At 60.1% G+C, this 20,465-nt stretch carries 22 protein-coding genes; 7 read left to right on the top strand and 15 right to left on the bottom strand.

The genetic code is table 11. From position 1 onward, the window contains the following. Positions 1–89 precede the first annotated feature (89 nt). From QA646_RS18005 to QA646_RS17965, 9 genes are all read right to left on the bottom strand, one after another. Entirely contained in the window at positions 90–1,070 is a 981-nt protein-coding gene (locus QA646_RS18005; protein WP_283056734.1) for a type II secretion system F family protein, read from the bottom strand. A gap of 20 nt (positions 1,071–1,090) precedes the next feature. After that, positions 1,091–2,098 carry a type II secretion system F family protein gene (locus QA646_RS18000; protein WP_283056733.1) on the bottom strand — a complete coding sequence of 336 codons (1,008 nt, stop codon included), beginning with the start codon at positions 2,096–2,098 and terminating at the stop codon, positions 1,091–1,093. A gap of 10 nt (positions 2,099–2,108) precedes the next feature. Continuing rightward, positions 2,109–3,590, bottom strand: a complete 1,482-nt coding sequence (locus QA646_RS17995) for a CpaF family protein (RefSeq protein WP_283056732.1) — start codon at positions 3,588–3,590, stop codon at positions 2,109–2,111. A gap of 182 nt (positions 3,591–3,772) precedes the next feature. After that, a complete protein-coding gene (locus QA646_RS17990) occupies positions 3,773–5,044 on the bottom strand; it encodes a CpaE family protein (RefSeq protein WP_283056731.1) in 1,272 nt (423 codons plus the stop codon). A 37-nt stretch (positions 5,045–5,081) separates the two neighbouring features. Then, the gene (locus tag QA646_RS17985; RefSeq protein ID WP_283056730.1) at positions 5,082–5,801 is read right to left on the bottom strand and encodes a CpaD family pilus assembly lipoprotein; all 720 of its coding nucleotides are present in this window, start codon (positions 5,799–5,801) and stop codon (positions 5,082–5,084) included. A 55-nt stretch (positions 5,802–5,856) separates the two neighbouring features. Next, entirely contained in the window at positions 5,857–7,356 is a 1,500-nt protein-coding gene (locus QA646_RS17980; RefSeq protein WP_283056729.1) for a type II and III secretion system protein family protein, read from the bottom strand. 14 nt (positions 7,357–7,370) lie between these two features. Continuing rightward, positions 7,371–8,183, bottom strand: a complete 813-nt coding sequence (gene cpaB / locus QA646_RS17975) for a Flp pilus assembly protein CpaB (RefSeq protein WP_283056728.1) — start codon at positions 8,181–8,183, stop codon at positions 7,371–7,373. Between the two features lie 164 nt (positions 8,184–8,347). Beyond that, complete coding sequence (locus QA646_RS17970; protein WP_283056727.1) at positions 8,348–8,857, bottom strand: prepilin peptidase; 510 nt, start codon at positions 8,855–8,857, stop codon at positions 8,348–8,350. Positions 8,858–8,932: 75 nt separating this feature from the next. Beyond that, the gene (locus tag QA646_RS17965) at positions 8,933–9,121 is read right to left on the bottom strand and encodes a Flp family type IVb pilin (protein WP_283056726.1); all 189 of its coding nucleotides are present in this window, start codon (positions 9,119–9,121) and stop codon (positions 8,933–8,935) included. A gap of 406 nt (positions 9,122–9,527) precedes the next feature. Here QA646_RS17965 and QA646_RS17960 point away from each other — a divergent pair, with 406 nt between their 5' ends. The 7 genes from QA646_RS17960 (at position 9,528) to QA646_RS17930 (ending at position 15,088) form a co-directional block, all read left to right on the top strand. Beyond that, the gene (locus tag QA646_RS17960) at positions 9,528–9,950 is read left to right on the top strand and encodes a pilus assembly protein N-terminal domain-containing protein (protein WP_283056725.1); all 423 of its coding nucleotides are present in this window, start codon (positions 9,528–9,530) and stop codon (positions 9,948–9,950) included. A 161-nt stretch (positions 9,951–10,111) separates the two neighbouring features. Next, positions 10,112–10,747 carry a TadE/TadG family type IV pilus assembly protein gene (locus QA646_RS17955; protein ID WP_283056724.1) on the top strand — a complete coding sequence of 212 codons (636 nt, stop codon included), beginning with the start codon at positions 10,112–10,114 and terminating at the stop codon, positions 10,745–10,747. A gap of 29 nt (positions 10,748–10,776) precedes the next feature. Then, the gene (locus QA646_RS17950; protein ID WP_283056723.1) at positions 10,777–11,337 is read left to right on the top strand and encodes a TadE/TadG family type IV pilus assembly protein; all 561 of its coding nucleotides are present in this window, start codon (positions 10,777–10,779) and stop codon (positions 11,335–11,337) included. A 134-nt stretch (positions 11,338–11,471) separates the two neighbouring features. After that, a complete protein-coding gene (locus QA646_RS17945; RefSeq protein ID WP_283056722.1) occupies positions 11,472–12,692 on the top strand; it encodes a phosphopentomutase in 1,221 nt (406 codons plus the stop codon). Beyond that, positions 12,689–13,657: an adenosine deaminase gene (locus QA646_RS17940; protein WP_283056721.1), complete on the top strand. Its 969-nt coding sequence runs from the start codon at positions 12,689–12,691 to the stop codon at positions 13,655–13,657. The genes QA646_RS17945 and QA646_RS17940 overlap by 4 nt, the downstream gene beginning before the upstream one ends. 122 nt (positions 13,658–13,779) lie before the next feature. After that, complete coding sequence (upp, locus tag QA646_RS17935; protein WP_283056720.1) at positions 13,780–14,409, top strand: uracil phosphoribosyltransferase; 630 nt, start codon at positions 13,780–13,782, stop codon at positions 14,407–14,409. Positions 14,410–14,557: 148 nt separating this feature from the next. Continuing rightward, entirely contained in the window at positions 14,558–15,088 is a 531-nt protein-coding gene (locus QA646_RS17930) for a TIGR02281 family clan AA aspartic protease (protein WP_283056719.1), read from the top strand. A 7-nt stretch (positions 15,089–15,095) separates the two neighbouring features. Here the strand turns inward: QA646_RS17930 and deoA are convergent, their stop codons facing one another. From deoA to QA646_RS17900, 6 genes are read right to left on the bottom strand one after another with little or no spacing between them, the layout of a single operon-like run. Next, positions 15,096–16,403, bottom strand: a complete 1,308-nt coding sequence (gene deoA, locus QA646_RS17925; RefSeq protein WP_283056718.1) for a thymidine phosphorylase — start codon at positions 16,401–16,403, stop codon at positions 15,096–15,098. 3 nt (positions 16,404–16,406) lie between these two features. Further along, on the bottom strand, positions 16,407–17,180 hold the full coding sequence (gene deoC, locus QA646_RS17920) for a deoxyribose-phosphate aldolase (RefSeq protein ID WP_283056717.1): 774 nt from the start codon (positions 17,178–17,180) through the stop codon (positions 16,407–16,409). Next, the gene (locus QA646_RS17915; protein WP_283056716.1) at positions 17,177–17,983 is read right to left on the bottom strand and encodes a purine-nucleoside phosphorylase; all 807 of its coding nucleotides are present in this window, start codon (positions 17,981–17,983) and stop codon (positions 17,177–17,179) included. Before QA646_RS17915 ends, deoC begins: the two co-directional genes overlap by 4 nt. Next, the gene (locus tag QA646_RS17910) at positions 17,980–18,372 is read right to left on the bottom strand and encodes a cytidine deaminase (RefSeq protein WP_104821630.1); all 393 of its coding nucleotides are present in this window, start codon (positions 18,370–18,372) and stop codon (positions 17,980–17,982) included. The genes QA646_RS17915 and QA646_RS17910 overlap by 4 nt, the downstream gene beginning before the upstream one ends. A gap of 3 nt (positions 18,373–18,375) precedes the next feature. Then, complete coding sequence (locus QA646_RS17905; protein ID WP_028754403.1) at positions 18,376–19,347, bottom strand: ABC transporter permease; 972 nt, start codon at positions 19,345–19,347, stop codon at positions 18,376–18,378. A gap of 10 nt (positions 19,348–19,357) precedes the next feature. Further along, on the bottom strand, positions 19,358–20,461 hold the full coding sequence (locus QA646_RS17900; RefSeq protein ID WP_283056715.1) for an ABC transporter permease: 1,104 nt from the start codon (positions 20,459–20,461) through the stop codon (positions 19,358–19,360). Between the last annotated feature and the right edge of the window lie 4 nt (positions 20,462–20,465).

Below are 20,465 nucleotides of genomic sequence, written 5' to 3'. Positions count from 1 at the left end.
CCTCCTCGCGCGCCGAAACCATGCGCTCATTGCCCGTGACGCAGGATTGGAAACTAGCCACGTCCCGCGCCGGCGGCAAGTTATGGATATCAGAATTTATCCATCACCTGGATAGCCGCCGGGCCAAGGATAACGGCCATGAGGACAGGCAGGAAGAAGACGATCATCGGCACGGTCAGCTTCGGCGGCAGGGCGGCCGCCTTCTTTTCCGCTTCGTTCATGCGTTCGTCGCGACCTTCCTGCGCCAACACGCGCAGCGCCTGCGAAATGGGCGTGCCATAGCGCTCGGCCTGGATCAGAGCCTGCGTCACCGATTTGACGATTTCGATTTGCGTGCGGCTGGCGAGATTGTCGAAAGCGGTGCGGCGATCCTGCAGGAAGGAGAGTTCCGCCGTGGTCAACACCATTTCTTCGGCAAGGGGCGGCGACTGTTCCCCCATTTCCTCGGAGACACGGCGCATGCCGGCTTCGATGGAAATACCGGATTCCACGCAAATCAGCATCAGGTCGAGCGCATCCGGCCACGCACGCTTGATGGATTTCTGCCGTTTGGTCACGCGGTTGGAAATATAGATATTCGGCGCATAAAAACCGAGATAGGCAGTGCCGATAACACCGAGAAGGCGGATCGCGAACGGCTTGGCGGCGAAGTAGCCAAGGACGAAAACGAAAATGGCGGCGAGCATCAGAAACAGGAACGGCAGCAGAAAACGCGCCACCAGGAACATGTTCAGCGCATTTTCCGAGCGCAGGCCAGCCGCCCGCAACCGATTGACCGTATTGGTATCGACCAATGCCGTGCGGAGATTGAAGCGCTCGACGATCTGGCGGACACTGTGGTTGTTCTGGTTGCGCAGCGAGGTCTTGCTGCCGTCGGCGCTCAAGCGAGCGCGTTCCCGGGCGCGGATTTGTTCGCGCTCGGTGGAAACGGCCTTCATGCGCTTGTTGAGATCGCCGCGCTCCATGAAGGGCACGGCGATCGTGTAGAAGGTGGCGAAGACGGCAATCGCGACGAAAACAGCGAGAATCGTGCCGGGGTCAGTCAATCTAGTGGCGAAATCGGAGGACATGGCTCGGCGTCTCCTTCCGGTTAAATCTCGAAATTGACCATGTTGCGCATGATGTAGATGCCGACAGACATCCAGATGCCGGCGGCCCCCAGGATCAAATGACCGCGCGGATCGGTGAAAAGGATCATCATGTAATGCGGCGAGGTCAGATAGACGAGCGTCGCGACGATGAAGGGCAGCGAGCCGATGATGACCGCCGAGGCTTTTGCTTCCATCGACAGTGCGGTGACCTTCGCTTTCATCTTTTTGCGCTCTCGCAGCACGCGCGCGAGGTTGCCCAGCGCTTCGGACAGGTTGCCACCGGCCTGCGCCTGGATGGCGATCACGATCGAGAAAAAGTTCACCTCCTGCAACGGCATATGGTTCCTCATGCGCGCGCAGGCATCCGGCATGCTGAGGCCCACCTGTTGGGCTTCGACGACGCGGCGGAATTCGGAGCTCACCGGCTCGCGCGCCTCGCTTGCTACAAGCCGCACGGCATCATTGAGCGGCAGTCCCGAGCGGATCGAGCGGGTGATGAGATCGAGCGCATTGGGGAATTCATCCAGGAACTTGTTCTGCCGGCGCTTGATAAGGAAACCGATGACCCAACGCGGCAGGCCGAAGGCTGCGGCGAAGGGAAGGCCTGCGATGACGGCGAGCGGTGCGCCGACCAGGAAGAGAATGAACATGGCGAAAACGCCGAACAGGACACTGAAGAGATAGAAACGCGCAGGCGTCACCGAGAGGCCGGCTTGCCCGAGGCGTGCTTTCAGCGACTGCTTCTTCTTGGTGTTTTCCAATTGGCGCTTTTCCAAATCCTTCAGCGAATCCTGCACCGATTTGCGCCGCTTCGACATTTCCTGCACGCGGTCGCGCGCGGCCTTGACCTTCACGCGGTCGGTCTCGGCCGATTTGATGCGGTTGACGCGACCGTCGGTTTTCTTCTGCGCCTCGATCCGGGAATAGAGGATGCCGTAACAGACAGCCGCCGCGGAAACGGCTGCGAGCACGATAATCAGAAGCACCACCGGATCGACACCGAACATCGGGAAAGTCCTATTTCGACTTGTTTTCCATTTCGTCGAGGGCAGCGGCCAAGCGCTTTTCCTCGTTGTAATAGCGGGCGCGATCCCAGAAGTTCGGCTTGCCAATGCCGGTCGACACATGCCGTCCGATAATGCGACCGCCCGCATCTTCGCCTTCGATCTCGTAGCGCATCAGGTCCTGCGTGATGATCACATCGCCTTCCATGCCCATCACCTCGGTGATCTGGGTGATGCGGCGCGAACCGTCGCGCAGGCGGGCAGCCTGGATGACCACGTCGACGGAGGTCGAGATGATCTCGCGCACCGTCTTCGCCGGCAGGCTGAAACCACCCATGGCGATCATCGATTCCATACGGCTCAGGCACTCGCGCGGGGTGTTGGCATGGATCGTTCCCATCGAACCGTCATGGCCGGTGTTCATCGCCTGCAACAGGTCGAAGACCTCCGGTCCGCGCACTTCGCCGACGATGATGCGCTCAGGACGCATACGCAGGCAGTTCTTGACAAGATCGCGCATCGTGATCTCACCCTCGCCTTCGATATTCGGGGGACGTGTTTCAAGGCGGACGACATGCGGCTGCTGCAGTTGCAGTTCGGCCGTGTCTTCGCAGGTGATGACGCGCTCGTCGCGATCGATGTAGTTGGTAAGGCAGTTCAAAAGCGTCGTCTTGCCCGAACCGGTACCGCCGGAAATGACGACATTGCAACGAACGCGGCCGATGATCTGCAGCAGCGTGGCGCCCTCCGGCGTGATGGCGCCGAAGCGGACGAGCTGGTCGAGCGTCAGCTTGTCCTTCTTGAATTTGCGGATAGTGAGCGCCGGGCCATCGATCGACAGCGGTGGTGCGATGACATTGACGCGCGATCCGTCCGGCAGGCGGGCGTCGCAGATCGGGCTCGATTCATCGACGCGGCGGCCGACCTGGCTGACGATGCGCTGGCAGATGGACAGGAGCTGGGCATTGTCGCGGAAGCGGATTTCCGATTCCACCGTCTTGCCGCCGACTTCGATAAAGGTCTGACCGGCGCCGTTGACCATGATGTCTGCGATATCGTCGCGGGCGAGCAGCGGTTCGAGCGGACCGTAACCCAGCACGTCGTTGCAGATATCCTCGAGCAGCTCTTCCTGCTCGGAAATCGACATCGCGAAATTCTTGATGGTGATGATGTCATTGACGATGTCGCGGATTTCCTCGCGCGCAGCCTCGGCATCGAGCTTGGCAAGCTGCGACAGGTCGATCGTATCGATCAGCGCGGAAAAGACCTGCGACTTGGTATCGTAATATTCTTCGGTACGCGCCGGCCGGCGGCGCGTCGGCGTCTGCATCGACGGCGGCGCCACATGCTGGCGTGACTGCGATCCCTCGCGCGCCGGCTCTACCAGCACGGTCGATGCAGCAGGCGCGGCAGCGGACGGCGCGCGAGGCGGCGACGGCGGAGGCGTTACGCCGCCGCTCTTTGCAGGACCTTCATTTCCGCGTCTGCCAAACATGCCGTCGATCCAATTCTACGCTAGAGCGGTTCAGCGTTCCACGGAATCGCTTTCCCGCTCTATCCCTTTGTTTTCACACATTCCGGACGGAAAACCGCTTCGCACTTTTCCTGGAACGCTCTAAGAGCATGATCTCAAAAACACGAACCGGCCTTCGAACGAGATCATGCGACATCAAACGATTACTTTCGCTTCAGGAGGCCAAGCAGGCCGCCCTTCTTCGCCTTCTTCAGCGCAACACGCCCCGTAACGATGTGCGATATCTGCGAGAAGGTCTCGGCGACCGGTGATTTCGGGTCGGTCTCCGAAATCATCCGGCCGCTGTTGGCGGCGTTGCCGAACAGATTGATATCGAAGGGAATGATGGCGATCGGATCGGCTTCCAGCGGCTCGCAGAACTCCGAAGGACCGATTTCCGGGCGCTTCGGCATGCCGACCTGATTGAGGATGAGATGCGGCGCCTTGTCGTTGGGGCGAAGCTTGCGCAGCGCATCCAGCATGTTCTTGGCGTTGCGCAGATTGGCAAGGTCGGGAACCGCGCAAATCACGACTTCATCGACAGCCGAAAGCACGGAGCGTGTCCATTCCGTCCAGAGATGCGGCACGTCGAGAACGCTCACCGGCGCGCTGCGCTGCAGGACGTCGAGCACGGGCTGGAAGGCCTGGCCGTCGAAATCATAGGCGCGGTCGAGCATGGAGGGCGCAGCGAGCAGCGACAGGTGCTGCGAACATTTGGTCAAGAGGCGATCGAGGAAAACCTCGTCAAGACGCTCCGGCGCATAGACGGCTTCGGCGATGCCCTGGGCCGGGTCCTGATCGAAATCGATATTGGCGGTGCCGTACGGCAGGTCGAGATCGGCGAGAATGGTCTCTGTGGAGAACAAATTGGAGATGCCGAAGGCGCAATTATGGGCGATGGTGGACGCCCCTACCCCGCCCTTGGCGCCGATGAAGGCGACGCTGCGGCCGAGCGGCTCGGCATCGGGATCGACGAAGATCGCCGTCATCGCCGCCATGACATCGACCATGGCAACCGGCTGGACCATATATTCGGAAATACCGTTGCGGATGAGTTCGCGATAGAGGCCGATATCATTATGATAGCCGACGATCACCACCTTGGTGCTGGGATCGCAGACGGCAGCGAGCGGCGCGAGCTCTGCCAGCAGATTGCTGGGATTGGCTCGGGTTTCCAGGATGATCAGATTGGGCGTCGGCGTCGAAGCGAACATGTTTGCCGCCGCCGCCGTGCTGCCGCTGGTGATCCTGAGGCTGACCTTGGACATGCGTCGGTCATTGGCGCAGCGGTCCATCACCTGCTGCAACTGCTCGCTTTCGCAAAAGGCATGCACGGAGATGCGCGGCAATGGCCGCATGTTTTCAAGATCGCCCGTGCGGGGCGCATCCTCGGCCTCCGCTTCGGTCTTTCTGATATCGTAATTGATAGCGCTCATGATTCTATCCTGTTCCGCCGGCCAGTTATCCTCATGCTCAGGAACCGCTGCTAAAGCCGCCAATCGTCGCCGTGCTGGTCGGGACGTTGCCGCTGCGATAATTGTCGATCACCTTGCTGCGCTGGTCAGTATCGATCGGCGACATGGCGCGCGGCGCGATGAGGTCGGTCGGATTGGCGACCTGTGCTGCGAGGTTGTTCTGAGTGGCGCAGCCGAAATTGTAATAATTCTGGTTGTCGAAGGCGTTGGCGGACAGATCTTCCGGCCATTGGCCGCAGGCATTAGTGGTCGCCGTCGTTGCCATGAAGCGCAGGCGGATCGGCGCAGCATCCCCTGGGCCGCTGGTTTGATAATAACTGTCGACGATGCGCGCCGAAGGAATGCCGCTTGCGACAAGCTCCTGCCGGATCTGCCTGCGGAACGAAGAAACCCCAGGCGCATTGGCCGAACCGCCGGGCGCCAGGATTTCGACAGTGCCGGAAGCATGCGCCTTATAGTCCTGCACGAAGCCGCGAACCGTGTCGCGGGCGCCCGTCGTAATACGGCGGTCGCCCGCAATGACCGGAATGTCGACGTGATGCTCCTTTTCGGTCAGCACGATGGGGTGACGCTGACGATAGTCGTCGGAAATAGCACTGGTCGTCATGCCATCCGGCGAGCCCGCACATCCGCTGACGGTGGCAGCCATCATGATCAAGGCCAGGGCGGCAAATCGCGGCCTGGTGATACGGGGCGCATTGCGATCGAGGCTGGCCATTTTTCGGTCTCTCGTTGTTTTGGTTGAAAAGGGGCGCGTCATCGTCCGTCTCCCCTCACTTGTAGATAAAGCCGACCGTGCCGTGGAAATCGGCATCCGCAACCGGCGGCCCATCCTTGTGCCCGTAGATCTTGTTGACACGGTTCATGAAGAAGGCGGAAACATCGTTGCTCGGTGAAAAATTATCGTCGGGACGAGCGAGCTGAGCGCGCGCTACCGGCCGCACCAGATAAGGCGTCGCGATGATCACGAGTTCGCTTTCATCGCGTTCAAAACTCTTTTGGCGGAAGAGCGCGCCGAGGATCGGAATCTTCGAGGCGCCGGGGGTGCCGTTGGTGGTTTGCTGGACGCTGTCACTAAGGAGACCCGCCAGCGCAATGGAGCCACCAGAGGGCAACTCGACCGAAGTGTCGGCCGCCCGCTGATTATACGTCGCGGTTCCAGTTGTACCGACCGGATTGGACACCTGGGTCTGGATATGAAGGCTGATGCGTCCTGCAGACAGAACCACCGGTGTGAAGGCCAAGCTTACACCGTAGGTAAAAGGGGTGATCGTTACGTTGCCGTCTTTGTCTGTAGTGGAATAGAGCGTCTGGCCACCGGAATTAAAGGTCGCAGCCTGTCCTGAAATCGCCGTCAGCGTCGGTTCTGCCAATGTGCGGACGGCGCCAGCTTGTTCCATTGCGTTAAGATAGGTGCTGATGTTGTATTTGCCGATGGCGGTCTTGAACAGAGCGGCGATACCGCCACTACCCGCAGCCGCTGTCGCATCACTGGTAATACTGCCGAGTTGGGCGACGGTCAGGCCGGAGGAATTGCTGACCAGATTGTCGAAGCCGATTTGCTTCAGCACGCTACGCTTGATCTCGGCAACAGTGACCTTCAGCGTCACCTGATCCTCGCCCTCGATCTGCAGAAGGTTGACGATCTGTGACGTCTGGCGTGATTCGGCAAAGAGGGCGACGGAATTGTCGCCGCCGCTGGCGCTTGCGGTTTCATTGCGGGTCGTCGCTTCACCGCCCTTGAGGAAGGCCTCGGCGAGCTGTTCGGCGCGCGACGAATCCTGCGGCGTGCGAACCGTGCCGGTCATGACGATGTTGTCGGAGACGATCTCGACGTTGATGTCGGAGTCCGGAATGAAGCGCTTGATGTTGGCCTGAAGCGTGGAAATGTCGCGCTCGATCTGCAGGTCGAGGCTGACGATCTCTTTCCCGTCGGCGCCGAAAACGAATATATTGGTCTGGCCGACCGTCTTGCCGAAGAGATAGATGCGGCGCGAGGTGCGCGTCACAGCATCGGCCATCTTCGGATCGGAGACGAGAATATCATGGGCATCCGCCGGCAAATCGACCACCAGCGCCTTGTTGAGGCCGAGCTTCAGCGTGCGTCTGGTGCCGAGGCCGGCAATGGTGACGATGCTGTCGGAACCGTCGGCCTTCGCCGTCGCCATGCGCAGGAAGGCCGGCGCCTCTGTGAAAGGCAGGCCGGCGAAAGCGACCGAAAAAGAGAGAGCCGCGAGCGAGAGGAGGCCGATCGGTTTGCTGGTCTTTAACATAATCCCGCCCCTTCTCATGGCGTCTTGGCTGCGGCTGTGCCGTTGGTGACGATTGCGCCCGATTTGATGACCTGGACGACGGAACTGCCGCTATCGCCGGTCAGCAGGTAATCGGCAGCAGTCGTATCCGGCTGCTGGGCATCGGCAACGGAGCGCAGCGCCAGCGTCAGGCGGTCGGCCATTTGCTGGGCGACGGCGAGCACCTTGGTCTGATCCGGCGTCAGTTCGAGCGTCGCGGTCGTGCCGACCACGGATTTGCTGCCATCCTGCTTTTCCTCGACCTGCTGATCTATGGCGAGCACGCGGACATTGCTGAGTACCGTCTCTGTTACGAATTTCTGGGTATCACCCTTGCGCACCATGATCACGTCGACCCGGTCATTGGGGAGAATGAAACCGCCAGCACCGGTGGCGACGGAAATTTCGGTGGAGACCGCGCGTTTCCCGGAGGGCAGCAGCGAGGAGAGAATGTGGCTGTTGGAATCGGCGACTTTTTCTTCGCGGATAGGTTCGCCTTCAAAGATCGGCAGACGGACGATCGCGCCGTTCAGGTCTTTCAGTGCATCGGGGCGTTCCGCTTCGGTGATGAAACCCTTGACGACGCCGTTCTGCGGCCATGCCATCCAGTGGATCGACTTCTCATTCAGCCGCGAGCCAATCGGAAGATTGGCGTCGGCGACGAGCACATTGACCGTCGCTTCCTTTTCTACCACCGCTTCGATGCGCGGCACGACATTGCGCGAGCCAGCCAGATGCATCGCCAGCAGTCCGGCAAGCCCTGCCGCGACAACTGCTACCGCGAGTATCATTAAGCGAGCAGGTTTCATGATCATTCCTTGGGGAACACGACTCTTCGTCCCGCAGAATGCTCAGGAATTGGTGTAATTATGGTTAATGGTATATTACATTTACGATCATTTAAGAACCACTATTAAAGTCGCGCAAGATATAAAAACCTGCAATACATCATTAATACTTAGAAATATCTAATTTAGATAATATGCGATGCCGCTGCCGCCACCATAGGCGACGAGGGAAAGGCCAGGAAGCCGCCAATGGCGATCGCGATGCCGTAGGGGATCTTTTTGGCAATCAGCAGCGAGTTCGGCAGCGGCAGGCGCATGGCCAGGATGGCGCTCGACTGCGAGCGTATAACCAGAATGACGATCGTTAGCACGCCGCCGAGGAAGGCGACATAGACGAGGAAGGCCAGAAGTGAAGGGTCGAAGCCGAACCAGACTGCGGAGGCTGCCAGGAGCTTGGCGTCACCACCACCCATGACGTTTAATGCGAAGAGCGCAAAACAGGCACAGAAAACAACGGCCGCGCCGGCAAAGTGCATGCCGATGTCAGCCCATGCCACGCCTTCGAGCGGCGCAAGTACGATGAAGGAACCGGCCAATATGAGCGATACGCGGTTCGGGATCGTCATCGTGAACAAGTCTGAGAAAGCCGCGACCGCAAGGCAGAGCGGGAAGATCAACAATGTTGCTTGAAGCATTGGATATTCCTCAAACTACAAAATCAAAAACCGCCCAAATACTGGGCGGTTTTCGGAAATATCCTGTCACAATTATTAGTTCGCATGCTGACCGGAAGCAGTGCTCATCTGGGTCGAAATGTTCGTGAACGTATTGCTGAGCGTATTGCCCAGGGTCGTAGCGCCGGTAATGATGGCGACGGAGATCAGCGCAGCGATCAGGCCATATTCAATTGCGGTCGCACCGGATTCGTCCTTCAGGAAACGGGAAAAAAGCTTGGTCATAGGTTAACTCCACTCATTTTGTTGACAGCACGTCCGCCAACTGTTTGCCGTTGATCGGATGAACTGCACGGTAGCGATTGGCCGTTTCCATCGCTTTAAGGAAGTGGGTTAACAGATCGGAAATTCTAAAGCGCAAATAGACTAGTTAACGTCAATTCATGTCTTTTCGAGCATTTTTAAAGAAAATCTTCAGCCTCTTCGTAATGATTAGGATTTTATATATTAGCAACACGCAGGAATTGTCCCGGTATATTGCAACTCCCGTAGGGAAATCCCAAAATGGAAAGGGAAGAGGCGCCGCTGCATCCGAATTGGACGAATAGTCCTTCTCTTAATTGTTCATTCACCATTCTTTCTCATTCTATTCGGCAATCATTTTCGCCATCAGCTTCACGAGGCCCAGACTATGCCAACCCGCGGCAAAATCGCATTCGTTGCCTGCGTTGTCGCAGCTATGGGCCTGACGCCGCAGTTTTCCCACGCCGCTGACGACGGCATGCTGCGCGTCTACATGGATCATGCGCGCGTTTTGAAGCTCGATCGTCCCGTCAGCAAGGTTATTGTCGGCAACTCGCAGGTCGCAGACGCGACGGTCGCCGACCCGAAGACCATCGTGCTGACCGGTCGAAGCTTCGGCACCACGAACATCGTCCTGCTCGATTCGGACGGCAATGCGATCGTGGACGAACGTATCCTGGTTTCGATCGACGAAGGCAATACGGTCCGCGTGTACCGTCAGACCGACCGTTCGGTGCTGTCCTGCACCCCCAATTGCGAGCAGCATGCCCAACAGAACAACACCGCCGCCGCCACATCCGCGGCCCAATAACGGCAGCGTCTTCGTCCCCTCTTTATATTCATTTATACTTACATAGAGCTGCCCTTCTCGAATAAATCGAAGCATCCCTTCAATATGAAGAGAGATGCGAAACGGATTATCAAGAAAGCAGCTCTAGTCTTGACCTCATTTAAATCGCCGCGGATTCCGGAATGAGGCCAGATGACGATCTTCTTGGGGGCAAGACTTTTGCACGCCGGCGTGCGGGCGGACGCTTGCGCGCATTCGTGCGCTCTCGCGACGGTACTGCCGCCATCGAATTCGCCCTTCTGGCGATCCCCTATTTCCTGATCATCTTCGCAATTCTGGAAACCTTCGTTGCTTTCATCGCCGAGCAGGTCGTTTCCAACGCCGTCGATACGCTGTCGCGCGAGATCAGAACCGGGCAGATCACCTATAATCATAACGCGACCACCGATATGACCGCGGCGCAGTTCCGCCAGGCCTTCTGCAACGAGATCTCTGTGATCATCGCCTGCTCGGCGGCCGAGCTCGCAACGCCAACCAATCTCTATCTCGATGTCGAAAGCTATGCGACCTTCGCCGCCATGCCGACAGCCGTGCCGCGCACCTCGTCAGATCCCTACTCCGATCTGAACACGACAGGCTTCAATTTTGCACCCGGCGGTGCGGAATCGAAGAACATGGTGCGTGCCTACTACCGCTGGCAGGTGATAACCGATCTGCTGCGGCCTTACCTCACCACCATACGTCCAACAGACGGTTCGATGCCGACGACCTACCTCATCGTCGCGACGGCCGCTTTCCAAAACGAGAATTATCCGTGAGCAGGGTGGCGATGGGTCGGAAGAAGCTGATGGCTACGCTTTGCGCCCCCTTGCGGCGCTTTGCCCGCGACGAGCGGGGCATCGGTGCGATCGAATTCGCCATTCTCTTCCCGGTGCTGCTGATGCTCTATCTCGGCGCTTTCGAACTCACCATAGCGCTTAGTGTCGAAAAACGCGCCAGCCGGGCGGCCGGCTCCATCGCCGATATCCTGACGCAGCAGTCCAGCGTCAGCAAGACGGTACTCGCCACAATGCCTTCGGTTGCCAGCGCCATTTTCGCACCCTACGACACGACCGGCCTGACGCTGAAAATCACCGGTATCCAGCTCGATGCCAGCAGCAACGCCACCGTTGCCTGGTCCTGGGCGCAGGACGGCAGCAAGCCCTATTCGACCGGCAGCGCCGTCACCGTTCCCAGCGACATCGATCAGCCAAGCACGTTTCTGGTGCGCACAGAGCTTGCCGTTCCATATCAGCTCATCAGTTTCGGCTCGGATTTCCTGCCTGCCGGCAGCAGCCAGATCACTATCAGCCGCGAGTATTTCTATCGCCCGCGCACCGGCAGTTCGGTCACCTGCAGCGATTGCTGAGCAGAATTGTCGCGAATCCTGCTATATTCCTCGACGGAACAGGAAATTGCCAAGCTGACGTCACCGTTATATGGGTGACGTCCGATGCGCTTGACGCCGTTCGTCGCGCATTGAGCAATCCTATCGGGTGAACCATGTCGCGCGCCTTTCTCTTCGTTCTTGATTCCTTCGGTGTCGGCGGCGCTCCGGACGCTGCTGCCTATGGCGACGAGGGTGCCGATACGCTCGGCCATATCGCCGAATTCTGCGCGGCTGGCGCCGCCGACCGCGAGGGCCTGCGTTCCGGCCCCTTGTCGCTGCCGAACATGTCGGGCCTCGGCCTGCTGGAGATCGCCAAGGCGGCCACGGGACGCTACCCAGACGGCATGCCGCTGCCGGAAAAGCTTTATGGTCTTTACGGCTGCGCCAACGAAGTATCGCGCGGCAAGGATACGCCGTCCGGTCATTGGGAAATCGCCGGCACGCCCGTCATGTTCGACTGGGGTTATTTTTCCACCGAGGGCGACGCGTTTCCACTGGCTCTGGTCGAGGCCATCTGCGAGGCGGCCGATCTCCCCGGCATTCTCGGCAACTGCCACGCATCCGGCACCGAGATCATCGCCCAGTATGGCGAGGAACACATCAGCAGCGGCAAGCCGATCTGTTACACCTCGTCCGACTCCGTCTTCCAGATTGCCGCGCATGAGCGTCATTTCGGGCTGGAACGGTTGATCTCCCTCTGCCAGATCGTCCGAACCCTGCTTGATCCCTATAATATCGGCCGCGTCATCGCCCGGCCGTTCATCGGCGAGACGCAGGCGACATTCGAGCGCACCGGCAACCGCCGCGACTTTTCGGTGCTGCCACCGGAGCCGACCCTGCTCGACCGCCTGGTCAAAGCCGGACGCACCGTGCATGCCGTCGGCAAGATCGGCGATATATTTGCCCATCAGGGCATCTCCAAGGTCATTAAGGCCAACGGCAACATGAAGCTGATGGACGCGACGCTAAGAACCATGGACGAGGCAGCCGACGGCGACCTCGTCTTTACGAATTTCGTCGATTTCGACATGGTCTATGGTCATCGCCGCGACGTGGCGGGCTATGCCGCCGCGCTTGAAGCCTTCGATGCAAGGCTGCCGCAAGTACACGAGAAGCTGAAGCCCGGCGATCTCGTCATCCTGACCGCCGATCACGGCTGCGACCCGACCTGGCGCGGCACTGACCACACGCGCGAGCGTGTGCCTGTCATCGCCTATGGGCCTGGCATCCGCTCGCGCTCGATCGGTATCCGCCGGACCTATGCCGATATCGGCGAAACCGTTGCGCGCCATTTGGGAATTGCGGCAGGGCCGCATGGAAGGAGTTTTCTGTGACATCGCATTTGAAGAAGGTTGAGCTGCACTGCCATCTGGAAGGTGCTGCTCCGCCGGCGCTGACGCTCGCACAGGCACGGAAATACAACGTCGACACAAGCGCCTTCATGCGTGACGGTATCTATCTCTGGAAGGATTTCACCGAATTCCTCGTCTGCTACGACAAGGTTTCCGAGGTCTATCGCACCGAGGAAGACTACGCGCTGCTGACCGAGACTTATCTCGAAGAGCTTGCGGAGATCGGCACGATCTATAGCGAGCTGATCGTCTCGCCCGACCACGGCGACCGCATCGGCCTTGGCGCCGATGCCTATATGGCCGGTGTTTCGGCCGGCATTCGTGCGGCACAGGAAAAGAGCGGCATCGTCGCGCGGTTGCTCGTTACCGGCGAACGTCATTTCGGGCCGGAGCGCGTCATCAAGGCCGCCGAATATGCCGCCAGAAGCGATAATCCGCTGATTACGGGCTTCAATATGGCGGGTGAGGAGCGCATGGGCCGGGTTGCCGATTACGCGCGCGCCTTCGACATTGCCCGCGAAGCCGGCCTTGGCCTCACCATCCATGCCGGCGAAGTCTGCGGCGCCTTCAGTGTCGCCGATGCGGTCGAGCTGGTGCGCCCAGCGCGTATCGGCCATGGCGTGCGCGCCGTAGAGGATGCCAACCTCGTTAAGCGCCTCGCCGATCTCGGCACGGTGCTGGAAGTCTGCCCTGGCTCGAATGTGGCGCTGAATGTCTTTCCGGACTTCCCCTCGCATCCGCTGCGCAAGCTGCGCGATGCCGGCGTGCGCGTCACCATCAATTCCGACGATCCACCCTTCTTCCACACGTCGCTGAAACGCGAATACGAGCTGGCATCAACCTCCTTCGGCTTCAGCGACGACGAGATCAATGCCATGACCCGCACCGCGGTCGAGGCAGCGTTTGTCGACGACGCGACACGGGCGTCCCTGTTGGCAAGCTTATGACCACATCATTTTAGGTCGCCGACTGGGGATGACGTTCCGAGATGCGGCCTATTTTCTTGCACCGGAGGCGATTTCCGTGAAAGAAACATCAGATATCGCGGAATTATTGGAAGGCTGAAACCATGGACGGCGTCACTGTCATCGATCACCCGCTCGTGCAGCATAAATTGACCATCATGCGCAAGAAGGAGACTTCGACGGGAAGCTTTCGCCGACTTCTGCGCGAGATTTCGACGCTGCTTTGCTACGAAGTGACACGCGACCTCGAACTGACGATCGAGACCATCGAGACGCCGCTGCAGCCGATGGACGCGCCGATCCTGGAGGGCAAGAAGCTGGTCTTCGCCTCGATCCTGCGCGCCGGCAACGGCCTGCTGGAAGGCATGCTCGACCTCGTGCCCTCGGCCCGCGTTTCGCATATCGGCGTCTACCGAGATCATGAGACGCTGCAGCCGGTCGAATATTACTTCAAGGCACCGGACGACATATCCGAGCGCCTGATCATCGTCGTCGACCCGATGCTCGCTACCGGCAATTCCTCGATCGCCGCGATCGACAAGCTGAAGGAGCGCGGCGCTCATAATATCCGCTTTCTCTGCCTTCTCGCCGCCCCGGAAGGCATCGCCAATTTCCGCAAGGCGCATCCGGACGTCCCGGTCTTCACGGCGGCGATCGACAGCCATTTGAACGAAAAGGGCTACATCGTTCCCGGCCTCGGCGACGCCGGCGACCGCATGTACGGCACGAAGTAAATCCTGCCGCTATATCTGCTTTTTTGCCTGGCAGCCCCCAACTGCCGGGCTTTTTATTGATCTGTTTAGCGGCCTGTCAGCGAAGCTGTCTTAAACTGGCTGGATCGATGGGCTCGACATGGCGAAGCCCATAGGAAGGATCCCGCCGATGCTCGTTCGCGTTCTTGTTTTTGCCGGTGTCATCGCTGCTGCGGCTACGCAGGTTCCCGCGTTGCTCAGCACGCAAACGGCAACCGGCGAAGGCTCGACGCCCGCAGTCAAGGTTGCGGTGGTGCCGCAACAGCCTGCCGCGGCGCCGGCGGCCGCCTATGGAAGCGTGTTGCTGCCCGCGGGCGCGGGCGGTCACTACGAGGGTGATTTCAAGGTCAATGGCCGGCCGGTTCATGGCATGATCGATACCGGCGCAACCTATGTGGCGATCAATGAAAGCACGGCCCGCCGCCTCGGCATCAGTGGCAACGATCTCGATTATCGCTACACCACGCAGACGGCCAACGGCCCATCCAAGGTGGCTCTCGTCAAACTCGACCGCCTTGAGATCGGCACGATCAAGGTCCGCGATGTCGACGCCGTGGTTGCGAAAGACAGCGCATTGAGCACGACGTTGATCGGCATGAGCTTTCTCAAAAAGCTCAATTCTTACAGCGCCGAAAACGGCTCATTGCGTTTGACGCAATAATTGCCCGTTAAATCCGCGCAACGATCACCGGCGGCAGAACGGGTGCGGTGTCGTCGATCCGGTAGTTTGTGCTGAGATCGGCTGCGGCTTTTTCAGCACTCGTCTCATCGGCGGCATGAACGGTTGCGATGCGATCGCCTTTGCTGACCTTTGTTCCGAGCGGCAGGATATCGCTAAAGCCGACGCGGTGGTCGATCTTGTCCTGCGGATGACGGCGACCGCCGCCGAGATCGATGACGCTCATGCCGATAGCGCGGGCATCGCAGGCCACAAGCCAGCCGTTCGAAGATGCAAGAACAGGCTTCTGCACCGGCGCGGCCGTCAGATATTTGTCCGGGTGATCCAGCAGATCGGCAGGGCCGCCGAGGGCTTGCACCATGCGGGCGAAAAACTCGGCCGCCTTACCGGAGGAGAGCGCTGCGTGCGCTTTTGCCTCTGCATCGAGCAATGTCTTTGCGATACCGGCCTGCGTCAGCATCTCGGCGGCGAAGGCCAGCACGACCGTTTCCAGCCGCGTGTTCGCCTTGCCTCCCTTCAGGAAATCCAGGCAATTGCGGAGTTCGACGACATTGCCGGCGGCATCGGCCAGCGGCTGGTTCATGTCGGTGATCAAAGCCGAGGTCTTGACCCCAGCGCCATTCGCCACCTCGACCAGCGATCGGGCCAGTGTCTCAGCCTCCTCCAGGGAGGTCATGAAGGCGCCGTTGCCGATCTTGACGTCCAGAACCAGCGTCTCGAGGCCGGCGGCCAGCTTTTTCGACAGGATCGAAGCGGTGATCAGAGGCACGGAATCGACCGTGGAGGTAACATCGCGCACGGCATAAAGCTTGCCGTCGGCAGGCGCGAGAGTTCCGGTCTGGCCGATGATGGCGCAACCCACCTCGTCCACCACCTTGCGGAAATGGCTCGCATGCGGGGTGATGTCGTAACCTGGGATCGATTCCAGCTTGTCCAGCGTGCCGCCGGTATGGCCAAGGCCGCGGCCGGAAATCATCGGCACGGCAAGGCCGCAGGCAGCGGCGATCGGCGCCAGCATCAGCGACACATTATCGCCGATGCCGCCGGTCGAATGCTTATCGGCAATCGGCCTGCCGATGCCGGACCAGGAAAGCATATCGCCGGAGCGGGCCATGGCCAACGTCAAGTCCACCGTCTCCTCGCGCGTCATGCCGCGGAACCAAACGGCCATGGCGAAGGCGCCGATCTGGCTTTCGGCCAGCTCGTCGCGGGCAAGGGCGGCGATGAAGGCGTCGATATCGGCGGTGGAAAGCGTGCCGCCGTCCCGCTTTCGCCGGATGATCTCCTGCGGAATCATCGCTCAGTAGCCGGATGCCGCCGCGGTGGACTGCCCGCCACCGAGCACGTTGAGGATATCGTCAAGCAGGCTCGACGCACCGAAGCGGAACGTCGAGGGCATGGCCCAATCCGGCGCCATGATGGTCTCGGCAAGGCTCAGATAGAGGGCCGCATCGGCGACGGAACCGATGCCGCCGGCTGGCTTGAAGCCAACCTTGCGGCCGCTCTGGCGGATCGCCCGCAGCATGATGTCGGCCGCTTCCAGCGTTGCGTTGACGGCGACCTTACCGGTGGAGGTCTTGATGAAATCGGAGCCGGCCTTAATCGCCAGTTCGGAGGCACGCCGGATCAGCGCCACGTCCTTGAGTTCGCCGGTTTCGAGAATGGTCTTCAGCAGCACCGGCCCCTTGCATTCGGCTTTGACGGCGGCAACCATGTCGGTGACGGCCTGCTCGTTGCCGGCCAGCAGTGCGCGATAGGGAATGACGAGATCGATCTCGTCGGCACCATCGGCGATCGCCTCGCGCGCTTCGGCGGCGACATCGGCCACCTCCATATCGCCGGCCGGGAAATTCACCACGGTCGCAATCCTCACCGCATGGTCGGTTCCGAGAATGCCGCGTGCTTGGGCGACGAAACGCGGCCAGATGCAGATGGCGGCGGTGTTGCCATAGGGCGACTGAGCACGGGCGCAGAGCGTCTCTATCTGTGCCGGCGTGCAATCGTCCTTAAGGTTGGTGAGATCGAGAAGGGAAAGCGCAACAGCCGCCGTTTCTCTGAGGGAATGGCTCGTCATTGGTCGTTTCCTCCGTCCGCGATCATCTCTTTTAAAATGGCAGCAAGGCGAGCGCCGCCGACCGGGGCCATGTCCTTCGTCTCTTCATGCGTGAGCTCGGCGCCGGTCATGCCAGCACCATAATTAGTAATGACGGAGGCCGCTGCAACCCTCAGGCCGAAAAGACGCGCAAGAATAACTTCCGGCACCGTCGACATGCCGACGGCATCGGCGCCCATAATGCGCGCCATACGGATTTCCGCCGGGGTTTCGAAGCTTGGGCCAGAGAACCACATATAGACGCCGTGCGACAGCTTGATCTCGGCCTTTTCCGCCGCCTTGCGCATACGGACGATCAGGTCGGTGTCATAGGCGCTGGTCATGCCGACGAAACGCTTGTCGCTCTCCTCAGCAATCAGCGGGTTCATGCCGGAGAAGTTGATGTGGTCGGTGATCTGCATCACCGATCCCGGCGGCATTTCTTCGCGCAGCGATCCGGCCGAATTGGTGAGGATCAGCGTCTCGACGCCGAGCACCTTCAAGGTCTCGATCGGCACGCGCATGGCATTGGCGTCGCCCTTTTCATAATAATGCACCCGGCCGGACAGCATGATGACCGGCACGTCGCCGAGATGACCGGCGACCAGCGTCCCGGCGTGGCCGGAGACGGCACTGACGGGAAAATCGGGGAGATCGGCATAGGGAATGCGCACGGCATCCCTGACCTGATCAACGAGCGAACCGAGGCCGGAGCCGAGGACGATGCCGTAGCGCGGCTGGAGATCGCCGAGCTTTGCAGCCAGAAGGTCGGCGGCGGCGGTCATCCGAGTATCTCGGTTTCGAAGCTGAAGGGCAGCATTTCGTCCATGGTCATGGTCTTTTTCACCCCGGTTTCATCACAGAGATAGATGCGCGTTTCCTTGCTGGCGAACTCGGCGATCTTCTGCCGGCACCCGCCACAGGGCGGGCAGAGCGGCAGCTTTTCGGCGATGACGGCCATTTCAACGATCTTCTTGGCGCCAGCCATGATCATGTGGCTGATCGCGGTCGGCTCGGCGCACCAGCCCTGCGGAAAGGAGAGGTTCTCGATATTGGCGCCGGTATAGACCTTGCCGTCCTCGGCGCGGATCGCTGCGCCGACGGGAAATTTCGAATAAGGTGCATGGGCAAAGGCCATCGCTCCGCGCGCGGCCTCGAACAGATCATGCGACATGGATCAGCGCTCCTTGGTGTAGGGCACGCCGCCCGCCTTTGGCGGTTTGGCGACGCCGATGAAGCCTGCGAGCAGGATGCAGGTCAGGATATAGGGCAGTGCCTGGAAAATCTGCACCGGCACTTCACCGATGCCGGGCACTGCCTTGCCCTGCATGAAATTGGCGAAAGCATCGAGGAAGCCGAAGAGCAGGCAGGTGAACATGACCGGCACCGGCTTCCATTTGGCGAAGATCAGCGCCGCGAGCGCGATATAGCCTTTGCCCGCGGACATGTTGTTGATGAAGGCAGCCGATTGGGCGATGGCAAGATAGGTGCCGGAGAAGCCACAGAGAATACCGGCAACGATCAGCGACCGGTAGCGCAGCCACTCGACGGAGATGCCGGCCGTATCGACGGCACCCGGATTTTCGCCGACGGCGCGCAGGCGAAGGCCGAAACGGGTGCGATAGAGGATCCACCAGGAAATCGGCACGGCGAGGAAGGCGAGATAGGTGAGGATATTGTTGCCGGAGATGACGTTGGCATAGAGCGGCCCGATGAAGGGCACGTCATGGATTGCATTGGCACCCGGCAGAGTAATCGAAGCGAAGCGCGCCTCGGCCGGCAGCGTCGGCGTGCGCCCGCCCTGACCGAACCAGGCCTGGCCGAGCACGATGGTCAAGCCGGCGGTCAGGAAGTTGATGGCAACGCCGGAAACGATCTGATTGCCGCGATTGGTGATCGAGGCGAAGCCATGCAGCAGACCGAAGGCAACCGATATGACGATGCCGGCGCCGAGACCGGCCCAGGCCGAGCCGGAGACGGAGGCGACACAGGCGGCAGCGAAGGCGGATGCCAGCATCTTGCCTTCGAGACCGATGTCGAAAATGCCGGCGCGCTCGGAAAACAGGCCGGCAAGCGCCGTGAAGATCAGCGGAATCGACAGACGAATGGTCGAGCCAAGTATGCTGATGAGGAGCTCATAATATTCCATCGTCCGATCCTCAGGCTCTGGCGAATTTTTGGTAGGTGCGCACCATCACGGGCCGGAACATATATTCGAGCGCGCCGGCGAACAGGATGACGAGACCCTGGATGACCACAATCATGTCGCGCGTAATCTTGGGCATATCGAAGGAAAGCGCATCGCCGCCCTGGTAGAGAATGCCGAACAGGATCGCCGCCAGGATGATGCCGGCCGGATGGTTGCGGCCCATCAGCGATACGGCAATGCCGACGAAACCAGCGCCAAGCACAAACTCGACCTGCAGGCGGGCCGAAGCGCCCATCACCGGATTAAGCGCCATCATGCCGGCCAAACCACCTGAGAGCAGCATGGCGATGATGACAGTGCGGGCATAGGGAATGCCGGCATAGACCGCAGCCGTCGGGCTGAGGCCGAGCGTACGCATTTCATAGCCGAGCTTGGTGCGCCAGACGAGCACCCAGACGAGGAAGCACATGACCAATGCGATCAGGAAGGAAACGTTGAGCGGCGCCGCGCCGATCGTCGAACCGAAGATGCCCATCAGCCAGTCCAGCTTCGGAAGCTGGCCGCCCGCGAGGAAGGTGCGGGTTTCCGGCGCCATCTTACCGGGCACGATCAGCACATGCACCAGGATGAAATTCATCATCGCCGAGGCGATGAAGTTGAACATGATTGTGGTGATGACCACATGGCTGCCGCGCTTGGCCTGCAGCCAGGCGGGAATAAGGGCCCAGAGCGCGCCGAAAATCGCCGAACCGATGACCGCAAAAGGCATCGTCACATACCAGGGCACATAATTGTCGAGCGTCAGCGCCACCAGCGCGCAGCCGAGACCGCCGACATAGGCCTGGCCTTCCGAGCCGATGTTGAACAGGCCGGCATGGATGGCGACGGCGACCGACAGGCCGGTGAAAATGAAACTCGTGGCATAGAATAGCGTAAAGCCGATGCCCTCGCCGCTGCCAAGCGCGCCCTGCAGCAGCAGGTTCAACGCATCCAGCGGGCTTTCGCCGATGAACCAGACAACAAGGCCGGAAATCAGGAAGGCGATAATGAGATTGAGGACCGGGATCAGGCCATAATTGATCCAATTGGGAAGCGGAACGGAAGCAGTGCTCATCAAG

Source organism: Rhizobium sp. CB3090 (assembly GCF_029714285.1).
In the GTDB taxonomy this organism is placed as follows: domain Bacteria; phylum Pseudomonadota; class Alphaproteobacteria; order Rhizobiales; family Rhizobiaceae; genus Rhizobium.
The sequence above is the reverse complement of the archived record's forward strand: the minus strand, read 5'-3'. Positions and strand labels throughout refer to the sequence as shown.

What these genes read in the sequence shown, in the direction of transcription:
- cpaB (WP_283056728.1), bottom strand. Translation starts at nt 8,183, where the DNA reads ATGAAACCTGCTCGCTTAATGATACTCGCGGTAGCAGTTGTCGCGGCA.
- QA646_RS17900 (WP_283056715.1), bottom strand. Translation starts at nt 20,461, where the DNA reads ATGAGCACTGCTTCCGTTCCGCTTCCCAATTGGATCAATTATGGCCTG.
- QA646_RS17985 (WP_283056730.1), bottom strand. Translation starts at nt 5,801, where the DNA reads ATGGCCAGCCTCGATCGCAATGCGCCCCGTATCACCAGGCCGCGATTT.
- QA646_RS17955 (WP_283056724.1), top strand. Translation starts at nt 10,112, where the DNA reads ATGAGGCCAGATGACGATCTTCTTGGGGGCAAGACTTTTGCACGCCGG.
- deoC (WP_283056717.1), bottom strand. Translation starts at nt 17,180, where the DNA reads ATGACGAGCCATTCCCTCAGAGAAACGGCGGCTGTTGCGCTTTCCCTT.
- upp (WP_283056720.1), top strand. Translation starts at nt 13,780, where the DNA reads ATGGACGGCGTCACTGTCATCGATCACCCGCTCGTGCAGCATAAATTG.
- QA646_RS17960 (WP_283056725.1), top strand. Translation starts at nt 9,528, where the DNA reads ATGCCAACCCGCGGCAAAATCGCATTCGTTGCCTGCGTTGTCGCAGCT.
- QA646_RS17905 (WP_028754403.1), bottom strand. Translation starts at nt 19,347, where the DNA reads ATGGAATATTATGAGCTCCTCATCAGCATACTTGGCTCGACCATTCGT.
- QA646_RS17945 (WP_283056722.1), top strand. Translation starts at nt 11,472, where the DNA reads ATGTCGCGCGCCTTTCTCTTCGTTCTTGATTCCTTCGGTGTCGGCGGC.
- deoA (WP_283056718.1), bottom strand. Translation starts at nt 16,403, where the DNA reads ATGATTCCGCAGGAGATCATCCGGCGAAAGCGGGACGGCGGCACGCTT.
- QA646_RS17915 (WP_283056716.1), bottom strand. Translation starts at nt 17,983, where the DNA reads ATGACCGCCGCCGCCGACCTTCTGGCTGCAAAGCTCGGCGATCTCCAG.
- QA646_RS17950 (WP_283056723.1), top strand. Translation starts at nt 10,777, where the DNA reads ATGGCTACGCTTTGCGCCCCCTTGCGGCGCTTTGCCCGCGACGAGCGG.
- QA646_RS17930 (WP_283056719.1), top strand. Translation starts at nt 14,558, where the DNA reads ATGCTCGTTCGCGTTCTTGTTTTTGCCGGTGTCATCGCTGCTGCGGCT.
- QA646_RS17980 (WP_283056729.1), bottom strand. Translation starts at nt 7,356, where the DNA reads ATGTTAAAGACCAGCAAACCGATCGGCCTCCTCTCGCTCGCGGCTCTC.
- QA646_RS18005 (WP_283056734.1), bottom strand. Translation starts at nt 1,070, where the DNA reads ATGTCCTCCGATTTCGCCACTAGATTGACTGACCCCGGCACGATTCTC.
- QA646_RS17965 (WP_283056726.1), bottom strand. Translation starts at nt 9,121, where the DNA reads ATGACCAAGCTTTTTTCCCGTTTCCTGAAGGACGAATCCGGTGCGACC.
- QA646_RS18000 (WP_283056733.1), bottom strand. Translation starts at nt 2,098, where the DNA reads ATGTTCGGTGTCGATCCGGTGGTGCTTCTGATTATCGTGCTCGCAGCC.
- QA646_RS17995 (WP_283056732.1), bottom strand. Translation starts at nt 3,590, where the DNA reads ATGTTTGGCAGACGCGGAAATGAAGGTCCTGCAAAGAGCGGCGGCGTA.
- QA646_RS17910 (WP_104821630.1), bottom strand. Translation starts at nt 18,372, where the DNA reads ATGTCGCATGATCTGTTCGAGGCCGCGCGCGGAGCGATGGCCTTTGCC.
- QA646_RS17990 (WP_283056731.1), bottom strand. Translation starts at nt 5,044, where the DNA reads ATGAGCGCTATCAATTACGATATCAGAAAGACCGAAGCGGAGGCCGAG.
- QA646_RS17970 (WP_283056727.1), bottom strand. Translation starts at nt 8,857, where the DNA reads ATGCTTCAAGCAACATTGTTGATCTTCCCGCTCTGCCTTGCGGTCGCG.